This is a genomic window from Klebsiella sp. JN_Kp122, assembly GCF_040062085.1.
Classification (GTDB): Bacteria; Pseudomonadota; Gammaproteobacteria; order Enterobacterales; family Enterobacteriaceae; genus Klebsiella; species Klebsiella aerogenes.
Map to the genome: position 1 here is coordinate 236273 of NZ_JBEAHW010000019.1, position 16818 is coordinate 253090.

The window sequence follows — 16818 nt, forward strand, 5'->3', positions numbered from 1 at the left end:
ATCTAAATAAATCTACCTTGAGATAAATTTCATCACATTGCCCGATACCACCGGGTGTCAGTTATCTGGTTTGAGATGCCCTCTCCTTATGTACCCCCGTTTGTCACTCATACGATCCGCTTTGCTGTCATCGTAAAGAGCGGCATAGATCCAGTATTTGTTAATAGTGCGTATTTTCACCACCACGTCATCAGCCATAACGGAATATGTATTATTCGCATTATCATCTGGCCATTCTTTGAATGAAAGCTGATTCCATTCATGCTGTAAATGATATGTCGTTAACCAGGGATAGCGCCCGTCCCCGCCGCAGGAGACCTGAGCATTCATATCGTCTATATTTGATGCAGGTTTATTTTGCACAGGAACAAAAGAAAGCAATACGGCGCTATAATTCTCACTGCTGCATTCGGTATACTGCGCGATATTATTAACCAGCAGACTACCCTGCTGGTTAACGTACCACTCGCGAAATTTGATAAAATTTTCCGGGATATCACTAAAGTTCTGCCGAATAAACAGCAACTGTTCTTTCAGCGTTCCCTTAACATATATATTGATGACTTTTTTTAATTTCCCCTGGTCATCCAGCCAATAATAGCGAAATCCGAGGGCAGGAACATTAATGGTCGCGTTATCGCTCCATTGCGCCTTCCAGTAGGCTTGCAGTACGCCATGCTCAAGCCTGCGCTCAGCCTGAATGCCAAAACTTACCATTAGCAGTAGTACCGGCAAGATAATATTCTTCAATTGCCAAAGACGGCTGATAAAAATAGGGTGTGCCATATATCTCATCCTTGTTATATGAAGATATGGCAGAATATAAATAAACCCGACACCAGTTCAATAGTGACCGTAGTAATAACAATAACTTTATTATCGATATATATGAAAAGGATAAGCTGCCCATGATTCATGGGCAGCAAGAATGCTTATTATCGTCATCCTGACGATAATTCGCTTAATCCCAGCTCAGTATCACTTTGCCAGACTGGCCGGAGCGCATCGCGTCAAAGCCTTTCTGGAAGTCATCAATACCGAAACGGTGGGTGATAATCGGCGAAAGATCGAGGCCAGACTGGATCAGCGCCGCCATCTTATACCAGGTTTCAAACATTTCGCGGCCGTAAATCCCTTTGATAAACAGCCCTTTGAAGATGACCTTGGTCCAGTCGATAGACATATCCGACGGAGGAATACCCAGCATCGCAATACGTCCGCCGTGGTTCATGGTATCGAGCATGGTACGAAACGCCGGCGGCGCGCCGGACATCTCCAGACCCACGTCGAAGCCTTCGGTCATCCCCAGCTCCGCCATCACATCGTTAAGATTCTCTTTCGCCACGTTGACCGCGCGGGTGACGCCCATTTTACGCGCCAGCTCCAGACGATATTCGTTAACATCGGTAATCACCACGTTACGCGCGCCGACATGTTTCGCCACCGCCGCGGCCATCACGCCGATCGGGCCAGCGCCGGAAACCAGAACATCTTCACCGACCAGGTCGAAGGAAAGCGCGGTATGCACAGCGTTGCCGAACGGGTCGAAGATGGATGCCAGATCGTCAGAGATATTATCCGGGATTTTGAAAGCGTTGAAGGCCGGGATCACCAGATATTCAGCGAAACAGCCCGGGCGGTTTACCCCCACGCCGATGGTATTGCGGCACAGATGGGTACGACCGCCGCGGCAGTTACGGCAGTGTCCGCAGGTGATGTGCCCTTCGCCGGAAACGCGATCGCCAAGCTTAAAGCCGCGAACTTCCTGACCGATACCCACGACTTCACCGACATATTCATGACCTACCACCATCGGAACCGGGATGGTTTTCTGCGACCATTCGTCCCAGTTATAGATGTGCACGTCGGTACCGCAAATCGCGGTCTTACGGATTTTAATCAGCAGATCGTTATGGCCGACTTCCGGTTCCGGTACGTCGGTCATCCAGATGCCTTCTTCCGCTTTCAGTTTGGATAACGCTTTCATCTCACACCCTTATTAGGCGATGACGCCCAGTTGTTTGCCGATGCGGGTAAAGGCTTCCACCGCACGTTCAATTTGTTCAGGGGTATGCGCCGCCGACATCTGGGTGCGAATACGCGCCTGGCCTTTTGGAACCACCGGATAGAAGAAACCGGTGACGTAAATACCTTCTTTCTGCAGTTCACGCGCGAATTCCTGCGCGATGGTGGCTTCACCGAGCATCACCGGGATGATTGCGTGGTCGGCGCCTGCGAGGGTAAAGCCTGCGGCGGTCATTTTTTCGCGGAACAGGCGCGCGTTAGCCCACAGGCGATCGCGCAGTTCGCTGCCCGCTTCCACCATCTCCAGCACCTTGATAGAAGCGGCGACGATAGCCGGCGCCAGGGAGTTGGAGAACAGATAAGGACGGGAACGCTGGCGCAGCCACTCAACGACTTCTTTGCGCGCCGCGGTGTAACCGCCTGACGCGCCGCCCAGCGCTTTACCCAACGTGCCGGTAATGATGTCGACGCGGCCCATCACGTCGCAATATTCATGGGAACCGCGGCCATTTTCGCCGACAAAGCCCACGGCGTGAGAATCATCGACCATCACCAGCGCATCATATTTATCCGCCAGGTCACAGACACCTTTCAGGTTGGCGATCACCCCGTCCATGGAGAAAACGCCATCGGTGGCGATCAGCACGTGGCGAGCGCCAGCTTCGCGCGCTTCTTTCAGACGCGCTTCCAGCTCCTGCATATCGTTGTTGGCATAGCGGAAACGCTTCGCTTTACACAGGCGCACGCCGTCGATGATCGACGCATGGTTCAGCGCATCAGAGATAATGGCGTCTTCCGGCCCCAGCAGCGTTTCAAACAGGCCGCCGTTGGCATCAAAGCAAGAGGAGTAGAGAATCGCGTCTTCCATACCGAGGAAATCCGCCAGTTTTTTCTCAAGCTGCTTATGCGTGTCCTGGGTACCGCAGATGAAGCGCACCGAGGCCATCCCAAAGCCGTGGCTGTCCATGCCGGATTTCGCCGCGGCGATCAGTTCCGGGTGGTTCGCCAGGCCCAGATAGTTGTTGGCGCAGAAGTTAATGACGTGGCTGTCGCCGACGGTGATGTCCGCCTGCTGAGCCGAAGTAATGATACGCTCTTCTTTAAACAACCCTTCCGCGCGCGCGGTATCCAGGTCATTGGTTAACTGTTTATAGAAATCACCACGCATTGCAACTCTCCAGATTCAGCAAAATTTGGCACATATTACCCAAAGCTATACGTTGATACGAGATGATGCATGCCTGAATGAATTATTTGCAGCATAAATCACGCGCAGCCAGCACCTTTTCGGCGAATGGCTGAAGCCTTTCGGATGTAGTGATATGATATGAGTATTCGTGTCCGGATTGTCTCCGGACCCTCTACTTCAAAGGTACAGTTATGATCATCGTAACCGGCGGCGCAGGCTTTATCGGCAGCAACATCGTTAAAGCCCTGAATGACAAAGGCATCACCGATATTCTGGTTGTAGACAATCTGAAAGACGGCACCAAATTCGTAAACCTGGTGGATCTGGACATCGCTGACTACATGGATAAAGAAGATTTTCTGATCCAGATTATGGCTGGCGAAGAGTTCGGCGAGGTCGAAGCGGTATTCCACGAAGGCGCCTGCTCTTCCACCACCGAGTGGGACGGCAAGTATGTGATGGATAACAACTATCAGTACTCCAAAGAGGTGCTGCACTACTGCCTGGAGCGTGAAATCCCGTTCCTGTACGCCTCTTCCGCCGCTACCTACGGCGGGCGCACCAGCGACTTTATCGAATCCCGCGAATTCGAAAAACCGCTGAACGTCTACGGCTACTCAAAATTCCTGTTCGACGAATACGTCCGTCAGATCCTGCCGGAAGCAGATTCGCAGATCGTCGGCTTCCGTTATTTCAACGTCTACGGGCCGCGCGAAGGCCACAAAGGCAGCATGGCGAGCGTGGCCTTCCACCTCAATACCCAGCTGAATAATGGCGAAAATCCGAAACTGTTCGAAGGCAGCGATGGATTCAAACGCGACTTCGTCTATGTCGGCGACGTCGCCGCGGTGAACCTGTGGTTCTGGGAAAATGGCGTTTCCGGTATCTTCAACCTTGGTACTGGCCGCGCGGAATCCTTCCAGGCGGTCGCCGATGCGACCCTGGCTTTCCATAAAAAAGGCAGCATTGAGTACATCCCGTTCCCGGACAAACTGAAAGGCCGCTACCAGGCATTCACCCAGGCCGATCTGACTAACCTGCGTAAAGCGGGCTATGACAAACCGTTCAAAACCGTTGCCGAAGGCGTAACGGAATATATGGCCTGGCTCAACCGCGACGCGTAAGAAACAAGCATGAAAATATTGGTGATAGGCCCGTCTTGGGTGGGCGACATGATGATGTCGCAAAGTCTTTATCGTACGCTCAGGGCGCGCTATCCCCAGGCGATTATCGACGTGATGGCGCCGGCATGGTGCCGTCCGTTGTTATCGCGCATGCCGGAAGTCAATGAAGCGATCGCCATGCCGCTGGGCCACGGCGCGCTGGCTATCGGCGAACGCCGTAAACTCGGCCACAGCCTGCGCGATCGTCGTTACGATCGCGCTTATGTGCTGCCGAACTCGTTTAAATCGGCCTTGGTGCCTTTCTTTGCCAACATCCCGCTGCGCACCGGCTGGCGCGGCGAAATGCGCTACGGCCTGCTCAACGACGCCCGCGTGCTGGATAAAGACGCCTGGCCGCTGATGGTGGAGCGCTACGTGGCGCTGGCCTACGATAACGGCGTCATGCGCTGCGCTAAAGACCTTCCACAGCCGCTGCTGTGGCCGCACCTGCAGGTCAACGACGGCGAAAAATCACAGGCCTGCAACGCCTTTAATCTCTCAAACGATCGGCCAATTATCGGCTTCTGCCCCGGCGCGGAATTCGGCCCTGCAAAACGCTGGCCGCATTATCACTACGCCGCGTTGGCGAAAAAGCTCATTGACGATGGTTATCAGATAGCGCTCTTCGGCTCAGCAAAAGATAACGATGCCGGCAAAGAGATCATCGCCGCGCTCAGCAGCGAGCAGCAGGCCTGGTGCCGTAACCTGGCTGGCGAAACCCAGCTGGAACAGGCCGTGATTCTGATTGCCGCCTGTCAGGCCGTGGTCAGCAACGATTCGGGGCTGATGCACGTTGCCGCCGCCCTGGACCGTCCGCTGGTGGCGCTGTACGGCCCGAGCAGCCCGGACTTTACCCCGCCGCTGTCGCATAAAGCGCGCGTTATTCGCCTGATTAGCGGCTACCACAAAGTGCGCAAAGGGGATGCCGCTGAAGGTTATCATCAGAGCCTGATCGACATCACTCCAGAACGCGTCTTGCAGGAGCTGAACGAACTGTTAGCGGAAAAAACCGAGCACGAGGAAGCGTAACGGATGCGGGTATTGATCGTAAAAACCTCATCCATGGGCGACGTACTACACACGCTGCCCGCGCTAACCGATGCTGCGCAGGCCATTCCCGGCATCCGCTTTGATTGGGTGGTTGAAGAGGGTTTCGCACAGATCCCTTCATGGCATGAGTCCGTCGAGCGGGTGATTCCGGTGGCGATTCGCCGCTGGCGCAAAGCCTGGTTTTCCGCGCCTATCAAAGCGGAAAGAAAAGCCTTTCGCGAGGCCGTAAAGGCCGTCAACTACGATGCTATTATCGATGCCCAGGGGCTGGTGAAAAGCGCCGCGCTGGTGACGCGTCTGGCGCACGGCATCAAACATGGCATGGACTGGCAGTCCGCCCGCGAGCCGCTGGCAAGCCTGTTTTATAACCGTCGCCACCATATTGCTGTCGAGCAACACGCAGTAGAGCGTACGCGCGAACTGTTCGCCAAAAGCCTCGGCTATGCCCGGCCGCAGACGCAGGGTGATTACGCCATCGCGCGCCACTTTATTCGCCCCGACTCACCGGTAGCAGAGCCGTATCTGGTCTTCCTGCACGCCACCACCCGCGATGATAAACACTGGCCGGAAGCGCGCTGGCAAGAGCTTCTCGATCTGCTGGCAGATAGCGCCGTACGGATCAAACTGCCGTGGGGCGCGCCGCATGAAGAGGCGCGGGCAAAACGGCTGGCGGAAGGGCGCAAGAACGTCGACGTATTGCCGCGCATGAGTCTTGAGCAGGTCGCCCAGATTCTGGCTGGCGCACGCGGCGTGGTTTCCGTCGACACCGGCCTTAGCCATCTGACCGCGGCGCTCGATAAACCCAATTTCACGCTCTATGGCCCAACCGATCCGGGACTGATTGGCGGATATGGTAAAAATCAGCATATCGTCCGGCCGCCAAACGGCAACAGCACCAGCGATATTACCGCTGAGCATGTTCAGCAACTGTTGCAAGCACAGGGACTCGTGTAATGGGATCGCTGTTTAAGCAAATTTATCGCTATACCCGCCCGCGCGCCTATCGCCACAATGAGAACCTGTGGCCGTGGGTAAAAATCCGCCGGGCGGAAAGTGGTGAAATTTGTGCCTTACAATACAAGGGCGAATCGGTACCGCTGTGTAGCCTAAGTGAATTAAAAGACGCTTTCTCCGGGCCAATGCTGCTCACCGCGACCGGTCCATCGATCAACGATGTCGATTTTTCGATTATCCCGTCATCGTTGCCGGTAATGGGCGTCAACGGCGCTTACTTTCTCGAAGGAAAGGTAGGGTTTTCTCTGTATCTGATCGTTGATATGGAGTTTTTTGACCGTAAACCCGAGGTTATCGCCGGTATTGTCAGCAATCCACGGATCCTCTTTTTTACCACTACCCACGGTATTGCCAAAATCATTGAGCGCATCGGACTCAACAATATTCAGTGTCGACTCGCCCTGATTGAAGATGCCTGTTATAAGATTTACCAGCCAAAAATCCCCGGTAACGATATCGCGACGGCCTTTAGCCGTTCCCCAAGTGCGCTCCTGCACCAGCACTTAAGCCATATTGGTTTCTCAACCGATATTCGCAAAGGGATATTTGATGCGGGAACGGTGGCTTACTGGGCGCTGCAGATTATCGCCTGGCTGGGATTCAACAGAATTATTATTGCCGGTCTGGATATGAATAATTTTGAGCAACCGCGATTTTATGAAAACGGCGACAATAAGCTTCCATCCTATCTCGCAGATAAAGTAGATGGTATGGTTTTCCCCGCCTTTGAACTCGCCAGCCGTCATTTACAGGCAAAGGGGATTACGGTAATTAATCTTTCCCTTAATAGCGCAATTCCTGAACAGGTATTTCCTAAAATGCCGTTATCTCAAGCGCTATATGAAGTGGCCTGAACGGCCACTTCATCACCCCATCACGATTCTTCTGCAGATTTTTCCGGCGATAACGCCGTGAAAACGGCTAATGCCACAATAAACATAATGATAAATCTGTCGTGGATAAACAGAGTATCGACGCAGCCAAAAAGAATCACCGGCGCGCCAATAAACACCAATGCACATTTCAGCGTCGCCTTTCTGTAAACATAGAGCAGCATCGCGCCATACAATGCTAGCAGGAAGAGGCCGCCAATAACGCCCTGTAGCGACATGGTTTCGATCAAATCATTATGAAGATGATAAACAATGTTGCGCAACCCTTCGGGATTCCCCTGCTCTTTTTCATACATCAATTGCGAAAGGATCTGGAAACGCTGCTGCGAGCTTACGCCACCAGGATGAGCAATAATTTCATAGACCCCGGTATGCCACATACTGAGCCGGGAACCCATCGAGGTATTGTTATCGCTTTGATAGTCAGAGATCTCAGTGACCGCTTCACTCGCCCGATCTTTCAGCGAGGGAAACGCCAACTCAATCACCGCCAGGCCAGCAACTAACAGCATCAGGCACGCCAGCGCTGATTTTTTCTTCGACATCACGTTACCGGTCAGTAGGGCATAGAGCAGTACCGCCGGATAAATAAGCAGCGCCGAGCGAGTTTCGGTCAGGAAAATAATCCACAGCGAGAAAAATATCACACCGCTGGCAATATAGTTGCGATAGCGGATATTGACGCAAGCTAAAGCATACAGCGTCAATAACGAGTATATCGTATAAAGATAGGCGCTTAAGGTTGCGGAGTTATCGATTCTCAGGCGATCGCCGGAAACAAAAAAATGATAATGTAAAGCGTATAGCGTCAATACTGAAAAGCCCGCGACTAATGCGTAACTCAAGCTTTTGCCATATTGTATTGCTGTTGTCCTTAATACCGCAGGCAAGAGTAACATCATCACAGCGCCGATCATCAAATAAGCGCCTGAGCGAGGATAGCTAACATCAGCCATATAAATTTCAGCCGGATTACCCGGAAAGCGATATGACCAAATAAGCTGTGAGGCTCCTAACATCAATAGCGTCAGAGACAGAAACATCTCCTCTTTTTTAAAAGTAAGACGTTTCCTGTTAATTACCGCATAAATTAACGTAATAACCGAAGACAGGTAAAAGAGATTTCTACCCATAATCTTCTCCGGCATCACAAAAACACATGACAATATTGCCAGAAGCAATATTGTCACTGGCGACATCACTTTACTCATAAATAATTAAGCTTTCTCAAATGGTGGCACCCAAGCTTCACCACAGTCCCAAGGGCGTGGTTTTCCATGGAAACAGACAATTCGCGTCCCCGCAGGCACGGTGCCATCACCGGTGGCATGTTCATTCTTCTTCTTATGAATGACATGCTTTTTATAGCTAACGATCTGTCCGGGTAAAATATCCTGCCAGATAGCGGCGTGTGGATAGATTTTGCTGATAAACTCCTGGTCGCCACCGCTCTGATAGCGCGTCATGAATAGTTCCGGATAGCGCTTAAACGCTTCCCAGACCTTGTACTTTTCCTCATGCGGAACGCGCATGATGGCGGAGTTTTTGGTTTTCTGCGGAAAGAAAAAATCACTCAGCATGGTCAGCTGTTTATTTGCCAGAATATCACTAATATCACCGACAACGACGACATCTAAATCGAGATAAAAAATATCTTCGGCAACAGAATCCGGATTAAACATCTCGATTTTTGACCACCAACCTGGCAAATCTTCAGTTAGTTTAATGGTGTTAACGCCAGGAATAGTTAAATCGGTAAAGCACACTTTCTCGATGTCTGCTGGCAATTGTTTGTATAACCACTGCACATGGCTTTGGTTATAATCACCGCCAGAGCGTAGTACGGTTGCTATCTTCATAAAACCTCAATATCTTAATAATTTAGGCGTTAATTATTCATTCGACTGATGATATTACACCAGATTAACGCCGCACCTCTATCAGTAATGATTGTTTTATGTAAGATTTCTCTTGAAATTATAATATTCTGCCAACGACATTCCTCGTACCTGCGGGGCCAGCCAACTAAAGAACGCTTCCAGATCGGCATATAAACGCTCGATATCTTGCTCATTCTTAAAGGTTGGGCTGCCGCCGGGCATATACTCCGACGAGTGCAGCATATATTCCACGTAGTCATTACCCTGAGTCAATGTTTGTTCTACGACTTTCTTCATCGTCTCGACGTTGCCGCCCATTGGACGCAGCCAGTGCACGGATGGCGAACGAACTTTACCGCGCAAACGATCGTAGCCCTGCTTCACGCTATTCATCCACGCCGAGTGCTTATACTGAATGCTCATCGGCACTTCCAGCAACGGGGAATGCCCTTCGCGACTGATATCATTTTCATCGAGAAAATAAGCATGTTGCGGGAAGCGTCGGTAGTCCGTACCGCCATCGCCCTGCGGCGCGCCCTTAGCGGTCTTCCAGTTCACTCGCGGCGTCACCGAGCAATCCACCTGATAACCGTACTCCACCAGCAGCCGCGCGTAGCGCTCGTCAAACGCCCATCGCCCGGCGCGATGGCTCACCATTTTGGTCTGGAAGGTATCTTCCAGTAGATGGGTCATATAGTCGACCTTCTCACGCATGGCGGCATCGCTATACTCGATGAGATAAGGCTTATGACGCCAGTCATCCGCGGTCAGCGGCTCGGTCGGCGGGCTGTTCCAGGCGTGCAGATGCATACCGATTTCCGCGGTGCCGCGCGCAATGACATCTTTAGCAAACTCGATATAAAAAGGGTCGATGGCCATTTCATAATTGGTCAAATAGACCGGTTTGAAGCCATACTTTTCGCAAAGCTGCTGAAAACGCGGAAGATAGCGCGCATTCTCCGTGGTGATGCTGTCATTTTTTTGCCAGAGGTTGTCACCCTCTGTATCAATCGTGATGAGAAATGCGGGATTATGCACGAAAACGTCCTCAGGCCATACGTATCGGTCCATGGTAGAGCAATACAACGCTTCTCTCAATCTGCACGATCCCCTAGAATCGGAACCCTTATCCTGGATGAAGAACAGAGTATGACGCCTGAAACCCTCTCCCCCGGCCAGCAAAACCCGGCGCGGATCCTGGTCATTAAGCTGCGCCATCATGGCGACATGTTGCTGATCACCCCGCTGATAAACGCGCTCAAACAGCAATATCACGCCGCTCGCGTCGATGTACTGCTGTATGCTGAAACCCGCGACATGTTGGCGGCGAATCCGGAGATTAACCAGATTTACGCGATCGATCGCAGCTGGAAAAAGCAGGGCAAGCGGCATCAGCTTAAGATGGAATGGCAGCTCATCCGCAATCTGCGCCAGCAGCGCTACGACATGGTGCTCAACCTTGCCGATCAATGGCCCAGCGCGATCATTAGCAAATTAACCGGCGCGCCGACGCGCATCGGTTTCGATTTCCCTAAGCGCCGTCATCCGTTCTGGCGCTACTGCCACACCGCGCTTGCTTCTACCCAGCAGCACAATCAGCTGCATACGGTACAGCAAAATCTCTCTATTCTGGCGCCGCTGGGACTGGAGATTAATGATGCGCCGGCGCGGATGGGCTACAGCGAATCTGACTGGACGACCAGCCGCGCGCTGCTGCCGGACGGCTTCCAGGAAAACTACATCGTGATTCAGCCGACCTCGCGCTGGTTCTTTAAATGCTGGCGCGAAGCGCGCATGAGCGCGCTGATTAACGCGCTATCAGCAGAAGGCTACGCGGTGGTGCTCACCTCTGGCCCTGACGCCAAAGAAAAGCAGATGGTAGAGAACATCATCAGCGGCTGCCCGCAGGCGCGACTGCACTCGTTAGCCGGTCAGTTGACGCTCCGCCAGCTGGCGGCGGTTATCGATCACGCCCGCCTGTTTATCGGCGTAGATTCGGTGCCGATGCATATGGCGGCAGCCCTGGGTACGCCGCTCGTCGCGCTATTTGGCCCGTCAAAGCTGACCTTCTGGCGGCCGTGGCAGGCGAAAGGCGAGGTTATCTGGGCCGGCGACTTCGGCCCGCTGCCCGATCCTGACGACATCAACACCAACACCGAAGAACGCTATCTTGATTTAATCCCTACCGACGCGGTCATCGCGGCGGCGAAAAAGGTACTGGCATGAGTAAATTCAGGCTGGCTCTGGTGCGGCAGAAGTATCGCCCCGACGGCGGCGCGGAGCGCTTTGTCTCCCGCGCGCTGGAAGCCCTCGACAGCACTAATCTGGAACTAAACGTCATCACCCGCGAGTGGCAAGGGCCGGTTAAACCGGACTGGCATATTCACATCTGTAACCCGCGCAAATGGGGGCGCATCAGCCGTGAACGCGGTTTCGCCAACGCCGCGCGCGCGCTCTGGCAGAGTGAATCATTCGATCTGGTGCAAAGCCATGAGCGTATTCCGGGTTGCGATCTGTACCGCGCCGGCGACGGCGTTCATCGCCGCTGGCTGCAACAGCGCTCGCGCATTTTACCGGCCTGGAAAAGCCGCCTGCTGTTTGCCGACCGCTACCACCGTTATGTGATGCAGGCGGAGCGCGAGATGTATCAGGACGCGCTTCTGCGCGGGGTGATTTGCAACGCAGAGATGATCAAGCAGGAAATCATCGAAGACTTCGGCCTGCCGGCTGACAAAATCCACGTCATCTACAACGCTATTGATAACCAGCGGTTTCTACCGCCTGGCGAAGAAACCTTTGCCGCATTACGCGCTAAATGGCAGCTACCGCTGAAAGCTAGCTGCCTGATTTATGTCGGTTCCGGCTTTGAACGCAAAGGGCTGGATGCGGCAATCCGCGCCATCGCCCCCACCGACCGTTATCTGTTGGTGGTCGGCAAAGACAAAGAACAGAACCGCTATCAACAGCTGGCAAAATCGCTGAACTGCGAAGAACGCGTGCGCTTCTGCGGCATGCAGTCTGAAACGCTACCGTTCTATCAGATGGCCGACGGACTGCTGCTGCCGACGCTGTATGATCCATTCCCGAATGTAATTCTGGAAGCGATGGCCTGCGGCCTGCCGGTTATCACCACCACCGGCTGCGGCGGCGCGGAGTTCATCACCGAAGGTGATAACGGCTACGTTTGCGACGCGCTGGATATTGCCGCGTTACAGCAGGCGGTGATGGCGCTGCCCACGCGCGCGCTGGGCTCCGCTGAAGGCGCACGCGCCCGCGAACGAATTATGGATTGCACCAGCGCGCGACTGTCGACGCAGCTGCTTTCTCTCTATCAGAATCTGGTGAAATAACGATGCGCATATTGTTTGTTATCGACGGCCTGCCGGGCGGCGGCGCGGAAAAAGTCGTGCTCACGCTGGCGGAACACTTTCTTAGCCAGGGCGAACAGGTATCGCTATTTTCGCTGCGCGACGTCTGCGATTATCCGCTGCCGGAAGGGCTCGATTATCAGGTTATCGCCGACCGCTGCCGCAAACCGTGGCGTAAGCTGACGGAACTCTCCCGCCGCGCGCGTCAGCTTGATCGTGCGATTAAACAAGCAGAACAGCATGGACGCTTCGATCTGGTACTGTCGAATCTGCACAAAACCGATCGCATTGTCGCCCGCAGCCGGGCATTACAGAATCGCAACGTTTGGTTCTGCCTGCACGGCGTTTTCTCAACCTCTTATCTTGGTCATCGCAGCGGTTTTGACCGCTGGATGAAGCAGCAGAAAATCAAGCGGGTATACCAGGGACGCAACGTGGTGACCGTTTCCGATGCGGTTGGAAAGGATTTGGTCGAGCAGTTCGCGCTGCGCCCGGCACAGCTTAAAACCATCTATAACCCGTTCGATATCGCCGCCATTCGCGCGGCGGCTGAGGCGCCGGCCGATATTCCCCAAGGGGACTATATTATCCACGTTGGCCGCTTCCATCCCGGTAAGCGCCATGACCGACTGATTGAAGCCTATGCGCAAAGCGGCATCGACGCGCCGCTGGTGCTGCTGGGACAGGGAAAACCGGAACAGGAACAGCGGCTTCGTCAACTAGCGCAGCAGTTGCAGGTCGGCGATCGGGTGCTGTTTAAAGGCTTTCAGCCCAACCCGCTACCATGGATTAAACATGCGAGAATGCTAACGCTCAGCTCCGACAGCGAAGGGTTTGGCAACGTCATTGTTGAAGCGCTACTGCTGAATACGCCGGTCGCCAGCACCCGCTGCCCTGGCGGGGTAAGCGAGATCCTTCGCGGCGAATTGTCCCGCGGTCTTGCCGACCTCAACAGTTCTGCGCTAGCCCAGACGATGCAAAGCATTTACCATAGCCCGCCGGCCATTGATTCCGCCGCGCTGGAAAAATTCAGCGTAGAGTCGATTTGCCAACAGTACCGTCAGTTGCGCAACGCCTGACGTCGTTTTTTAACCAGGATCGAATGAGTTATGAGTCAAACGCCTTTATTGAGCATCGTGGCCGCCGTGTATAACGGTGAAAAATTCCTTGCGCAATTCTTTGAATGCCTCGAACAGCAACAGTTGGCAAGCTATGAGCTGATCCTGGTGAACGATGGTTCTACCGACGGTAGCCTGGCAGTTATCGACCAATGGAAAGACAGGCTGCAGAACGTCACCGTGCTGGAGCAGGAGAATCAGGGCGTCTCGGTGGCGCGTAATACCGGTATGGCGGCGGCAAGCGGTAAATACCTCGCCTTCCCGGATATTGACGATAAGTTCTATCCCGGCATGTACCGCACGCTGCTGGAAATGGCGGAAAAGGGCAATCTTGATGTCGCGACCTGCAATGGCCGCTATGTGTACGAAAGCCGCGACGACATTCATCCGATTTTCCCGCCGGAACGCCTGCAGTCCACTGGCGTCCTGCCGGGTTACGTCTGGCTGAAGCAGGCGCTCGACTCGCGTAAGTTCCTGCACGTCACCTGGTTGAACATCTATCGCCGCGATTTTATTAACCAGCACCATTTCCACTTTGAGCCGGGCCTGCGCCATCAGGATATTCCCTGGACGACGGAAGCGTTACTGGCCGCCGAGCGTGTGCAGTACACCAGCGAGCAATTTTACGACTATTACATTCACTCGGAATCGGTGTCGCATAAGCCAGACAACGACGATACGCTGATGCGCTCAGCGCGCCATTATATGAAGATCCTCGAGATGCTCAGCGCCATCAACCAGCGCTATCCAGACAAGGTACGGCACATTCCCGCCTGCCGCTGGCAGATAGCCAAAGAAGGGTTGGGGATTATCCATACCTTCGACTGCATGAAAGATGAGTCGAAAAAGCATATTATCATTAAAGAATTCTTCGAACGCGGCATCTGGCGCCTGATCTGGACTAACGCCTGCACGTTCCGTTTACGCTGGCGTCTGGGACGCCGCTATTTGCGCATAAAGCGCTATCTCAACGCCGCATAGGCCGAAATCCCTCGGTTTCCGCCAAAGAGATAGCTTTACGCGGGTTAAATGCTTAGAATTTGCCCGCAAAAAACCTAAAACGGATAAATAGTTTGGAATTGCTTTATACCACCCTACTCTACCTCATTCAGCCGCTGGTGTGGCTGCGACTGCTGCTGCGCAGCCGTAAGGCCCCGGCATACCGTAAACGCTGGGCTGAACGTTATGGCTTCTGTCAAAACAAGGTAGTGCCGGATGGCATTCTGCTGCACTCCGTCTCCGTCGGTGAAACGCTGGCGGCGATCCCGTTAGTACGCGCGCTACGCCATCGCTATCCCTCACTGCCCATCACCGTCACTACCATGACGCCAACCGGCTCAGAGCGAGCGATGTCTGCCTTCGGTAAAGATGTTCATCACGTGTATCTGCCGTATGACCTACCCTGCGCCATGAACCGCTTCCTCAACAGCGTACAGCCGAAACTGGTCATCGTGATGGAAACCGAGCTGTGGCCGAACATGGTCGCCGCGCTGCACAAACGTAAAATCCCGCTGGTTATCGCCAACGCGCGCCTGTCAGAGCGTTCCGCGAAAGGCTATGCCAAACTCGGCGGCTTCATGCGCCGCCTGTTAAGCCGTATTACGCTTATCGCCGCGCAAAATGAAGAGGACGGCAACCGCTTCCTCGCGCTTGGCCTCAAACGTAACCAACTGGCGGTGACCGGCAGCCTGAAATTCGATATTTCCGTAACCCCGGAACTGGCGGCCCGCGCCGTTACCCTGCGTCGCCAGTGGGCGCCGCACCGTAAAGTGTGGATCGCCACCAGCACGCACGACGGCGAAGAACAAATCATCCTGCAGGCACATAAAAAACTGCTGGAAACCTTCCCCGACCTGCTGCTGATCCTCGTGCCGCGCCATCCGGAACGCTTCGGCGACGCTCGCGATATGGTGCAAAAGGCCGGGATGAGCTTCACCATGCGCAGCACCGGTGAAATTCCGTCGAACAGCACCCAGGTGGTGATTGGCGATACCATGGGCGAATTGATGCTGCTCTACGGCATTGCCGACCTGGCGTTCGTCGGCGGCAGCCTGGTTGAACGTGGCGGGCATAACCCGCTCGAACCCGCCGCCCATGCTATTCCGGTGCTGATGGGCCCGCATACCTTCAACTTTAAAGATATCTGCGCCAAGCTGCAGCAGGATGATGGCCTGATCACCGTCACGGACGCCGACTCGCTGGTCAGAGAGGTTTCTACCCTGCTGACGGACGAAGATTATCGACTGTGGTACGGCCGCCACGCGGTGGAAGTGCTGCACCAAAACCAGGGCGCGCTGTCGCGTCTGCTACAGTTACTGCAACCCTACCTGCCGCAGCGGAGCCACTAATGTCGACCCGACTCTCCGTCGTGATGATCGCCAAAAACGCCGCCGACCTGCTCGCCGATTGCCTGGCGTCGGTAAGCTGGGCGGATGAAGTGGTGGTGCTGGACTCCGGCAGTACCGACAATACCGTCGAACTGGCCCGTAGCCTCGGCGCGCGGGTCTATAGCAATACCGACTGGCGAGGCTATGGCATTCAGCGCCAGCGCGCACAGGATTACGCCACTCACGACTGGGTGCTGATGATTGATACCGACGAGCGCGTTACGCCTGAACTGAAAGCGGCTATTCTCAAGGTACTGGACGCGCCGCAGCGCGGCGTTATCTACAGTATCGCCCGGCGTAACTACTTCCTCGGGCGTTTTATGCGCCACAGCGGTTGGTATCCCGATCGGGTGATGCGCCTGTACGAACGCGCGCGTTACCGCTATAACGATAATCTGGTGCATGAATCTCTGGATAGCCTCGGCGCCGAAGTCGTGCCGCTCAGCGGCGATCTGCTGCACCTGACCTGCCGCGACTTCTCCGGCTTCCAGCAGAAACAGCTGGCGTATGCCGCAGCCTGGGCGCTTGAGCGCCATCAGAAGGGCAAGAAAACCTCGATGGCGGGGATTTTCAGCCATACGCTGGGCGCCTTCGTGAAAACGCTGCTGCTGCGCGGCGGCGTGCTGGATGGAAAACAGGGTTGGCTGCTGGCGGTAGTCAATGCGCAATACACGTTTAATAAATACACCGAGCTGTGGGCACTCAGCCGCGGCTACTCGGAGAAAGTGTAA

General features: G+C 54.2%; 16 protein-coding genes. 10 read left to right on the plus strand and 6 right to left on the minus strand.

Translation table 11 applies throughout. The features are described from left to right. Positions 1–57: 57 nt before the first annotated feature. The 3 genes from ABLU78_RS08440 to kbl form a co-directional block, all read right to left on the minus strand. Positions 58–786, minus strand: coding sequence for a hypothetical protein (locus ABLU78_RS08440; RefSeq protein WP_015369173.1), 729 nt, complete (start codon positions 784–786; stop codon positions 58–60). Between the two features lie 175 nt (positions 787–961). Further along, positions 962–1987, minus strand: a complete 1026-nt coding sequence (tdh, locus tag ABLU78_RS08445) for an L-threonine 3-dehydrogenase (RefSeq protein WP_032709392.1) — start codon at positions 1985–1987, stop codon at positions 962–964. Between the two features lie 12 nt (positions 1988–1999). Beyond that, a complete protein-coding gene (kbl, locus tag ABLU78_RS08450; protein WP_015703795.1) occupies positions 2000–3193 on the minus strand; it encodes a glycine C-acetyltransferase in 1194 nt (397 codons plus the stop codon). 212 nt (positions 3194–3405) lie between these two features. Here kbl and rfaD point away from each other — a divergent pair, with 212 nt between their 5' ends. From rfaD to ABLU78_RS08470, 4 genes are read left to right on the plus strand one after another with little or no spacing between them, the layout of a single operon-like run. Beyond that, positions 3406–4338 carry an ADP-glyceromanno-heptose 6-epimerase gene (rfaD, locus tag ABLU78_RS08455; RefSeq protein ID WP_015703796.1) on the plus strand — a complete coding sequence of 311 codons (933 nt, stop codon included), beginning with the start codon at positions 3406–3408 and terminating at the stop codon, positions 4336–4338. A 9-nt stretch (positions 4339–4347) separates the two neighbouring features. Next, complete coding sequence (gene rfaF, locus ABLU78_RS08460; protein WP_020077687.1) at positions 4348–5406, plus strand: ADP-heptose--LPS heptosyltransferase RfaF; 1059 nt, start codon at positions 4348–4350, stop codon at positions 5404–5406. A gap of 3 nt (positions 5407–5409) precedes the next feature. Then, positions 5410–6381, plus strand: a complete 972-nt coding sequence (gene rfaC, locus ABLU78_RS08465) for a lipopolysaccharide heptosyltransferase RfaC (protein ID WP_045386543.1) — start codon at positions 5410–5412, stop codon at positions 6379–6381. Next, positions 6381–7295: a sugar glycosyltransferase gene (locus tag ABLU78_RS08470; protein WP_045386545.1), complete on the plus strand. Its 915-nt coding sequence runs from the start codon at positions 6381–6383 to the stop codon at positions 7293–7295. The genes rfaC and ABLU78_RS08470 overlap by 1 nt, the downstream gene beginning before the upstream one ends. A gap of 20 nt (positions 7296–7315) precedes the next feature. Here the strand turns inward: ABLU78_RS08470 and ABLU78_RS08475 are convergent, their stop codons facing one another. The 3 genes from ABLU78_RS08475 to ABLU78_RS08485 all read right to left on the minus strand — a co-directional run bounded on the left by ABLU78_RS08475 (position 7316) and on the right by ABLU78_RS08485 (position 10252). Continuing rightward, complete coding sequence (locus ABLU78_RS08475) at positions 7316–8545, minus strand: O-antigen ligase family protein (RefSeq protein ID WP_080945111.1); 1230 nt, start codon at positions 8543–8545, stop codon at positions 7316–7318. Positions 8546–8551: 6 nt separating this feature from the next. Next, entirely contained in the window at positions 8552–9193 is a 642-nt protein-coding gene (locus ABLU78_RS08480) for a hypothetical protein (RefSeq protein ID WP_045386549.1), read from the minus strand. A 96-nt stretch (positions 9194–9289) separates the two neighbouring features. Beyond that, positions 9290–10252: a polysaccharide deacetylase family protein gene (locus ABLU78_RS08485; protein ID WP_048229881.1), complete on the minus strand. Its 963-nt coding sequence runs from the start codon at positions 10250–10252 to the stop codon at positions 9290–9292. A gap of 111 nt (positions 10253–10363) precedes the next feature. On the opposite strand from ABLU78_RS08485, the gene rfaQ reads away from it, so the two are divergent. The 6 genes from rfaQ (at position 10364) to ABLU78_RS08515 (ending at position 16818) form a co-directional block, all read left to right on the plus strand. Then, positions 10364–11440, plus strand: a complete 1077-nt coding sequence (rfaQ, locus tag ABLU78_RS08490; protein WP_048229879.1) for a putative lipopolysaccharide heptosyltransferase III — start codon at positions 10364–10366, stop codon at positions 11438–11440. Next, a complete protein-coding gene (locus tag ABLU78_RS08495; protein ID WP_048229877.1) occupies positions 11437–12564 on the plus strand; it encodes a glycosyltransferase family 4 protein in 1128 nt (375 codons plus the stop codon). The genes rfaQ and ABLU78_RS08495 overlap by 4 nt, the downstream gene beginning before the upstream one ends. A gap of 2 nt (positions 12565–12566) precedes the next feature. Next, entirely contained in the window at positions 12567–13661 is a 1095-nt protein-coding gene (locus tag ABLU78_RS08500; RefSeq protein ID WP_045386555.1) for a glycosyltransferase, read from the plus strand. Between the two features lie 30 nt (positions 13662–13691). Next, entirely contained in the window at positions 13692–14681 is a 990-nt protein-coding gene (locus tag ABLU78_RS08505; protein ID WP_015703806.1) for a glycosyltransferase, read from the plus strand. 92 nt (positions 14682–14773) lie between these two features. Continuing rightward, a complete protein-coding gene (waaA, locus tag ABLU78_RS08510; RefSeq protein WP_015369159.1) occupies positions 14774–16048 on the plus strand; it encodes a lipid IV(A) 3-deoxy-D-manno-octulosonic acid transferase in 1275 nt (424 codons plus the stop codon). Further along, positions 16048–16818, plus strand: a complete 771-nt coding sequence (locus ABLU78_RS08515; protein WP_020077684.1) for a glycosyltransferase family 2 protein — start codon at positions 16048–16050, stop codon at positions 16816–16818. The genes waaA and ABLU78_RS08515 overlap by 1 nt, the downstream gene beginning before the upstream one ends.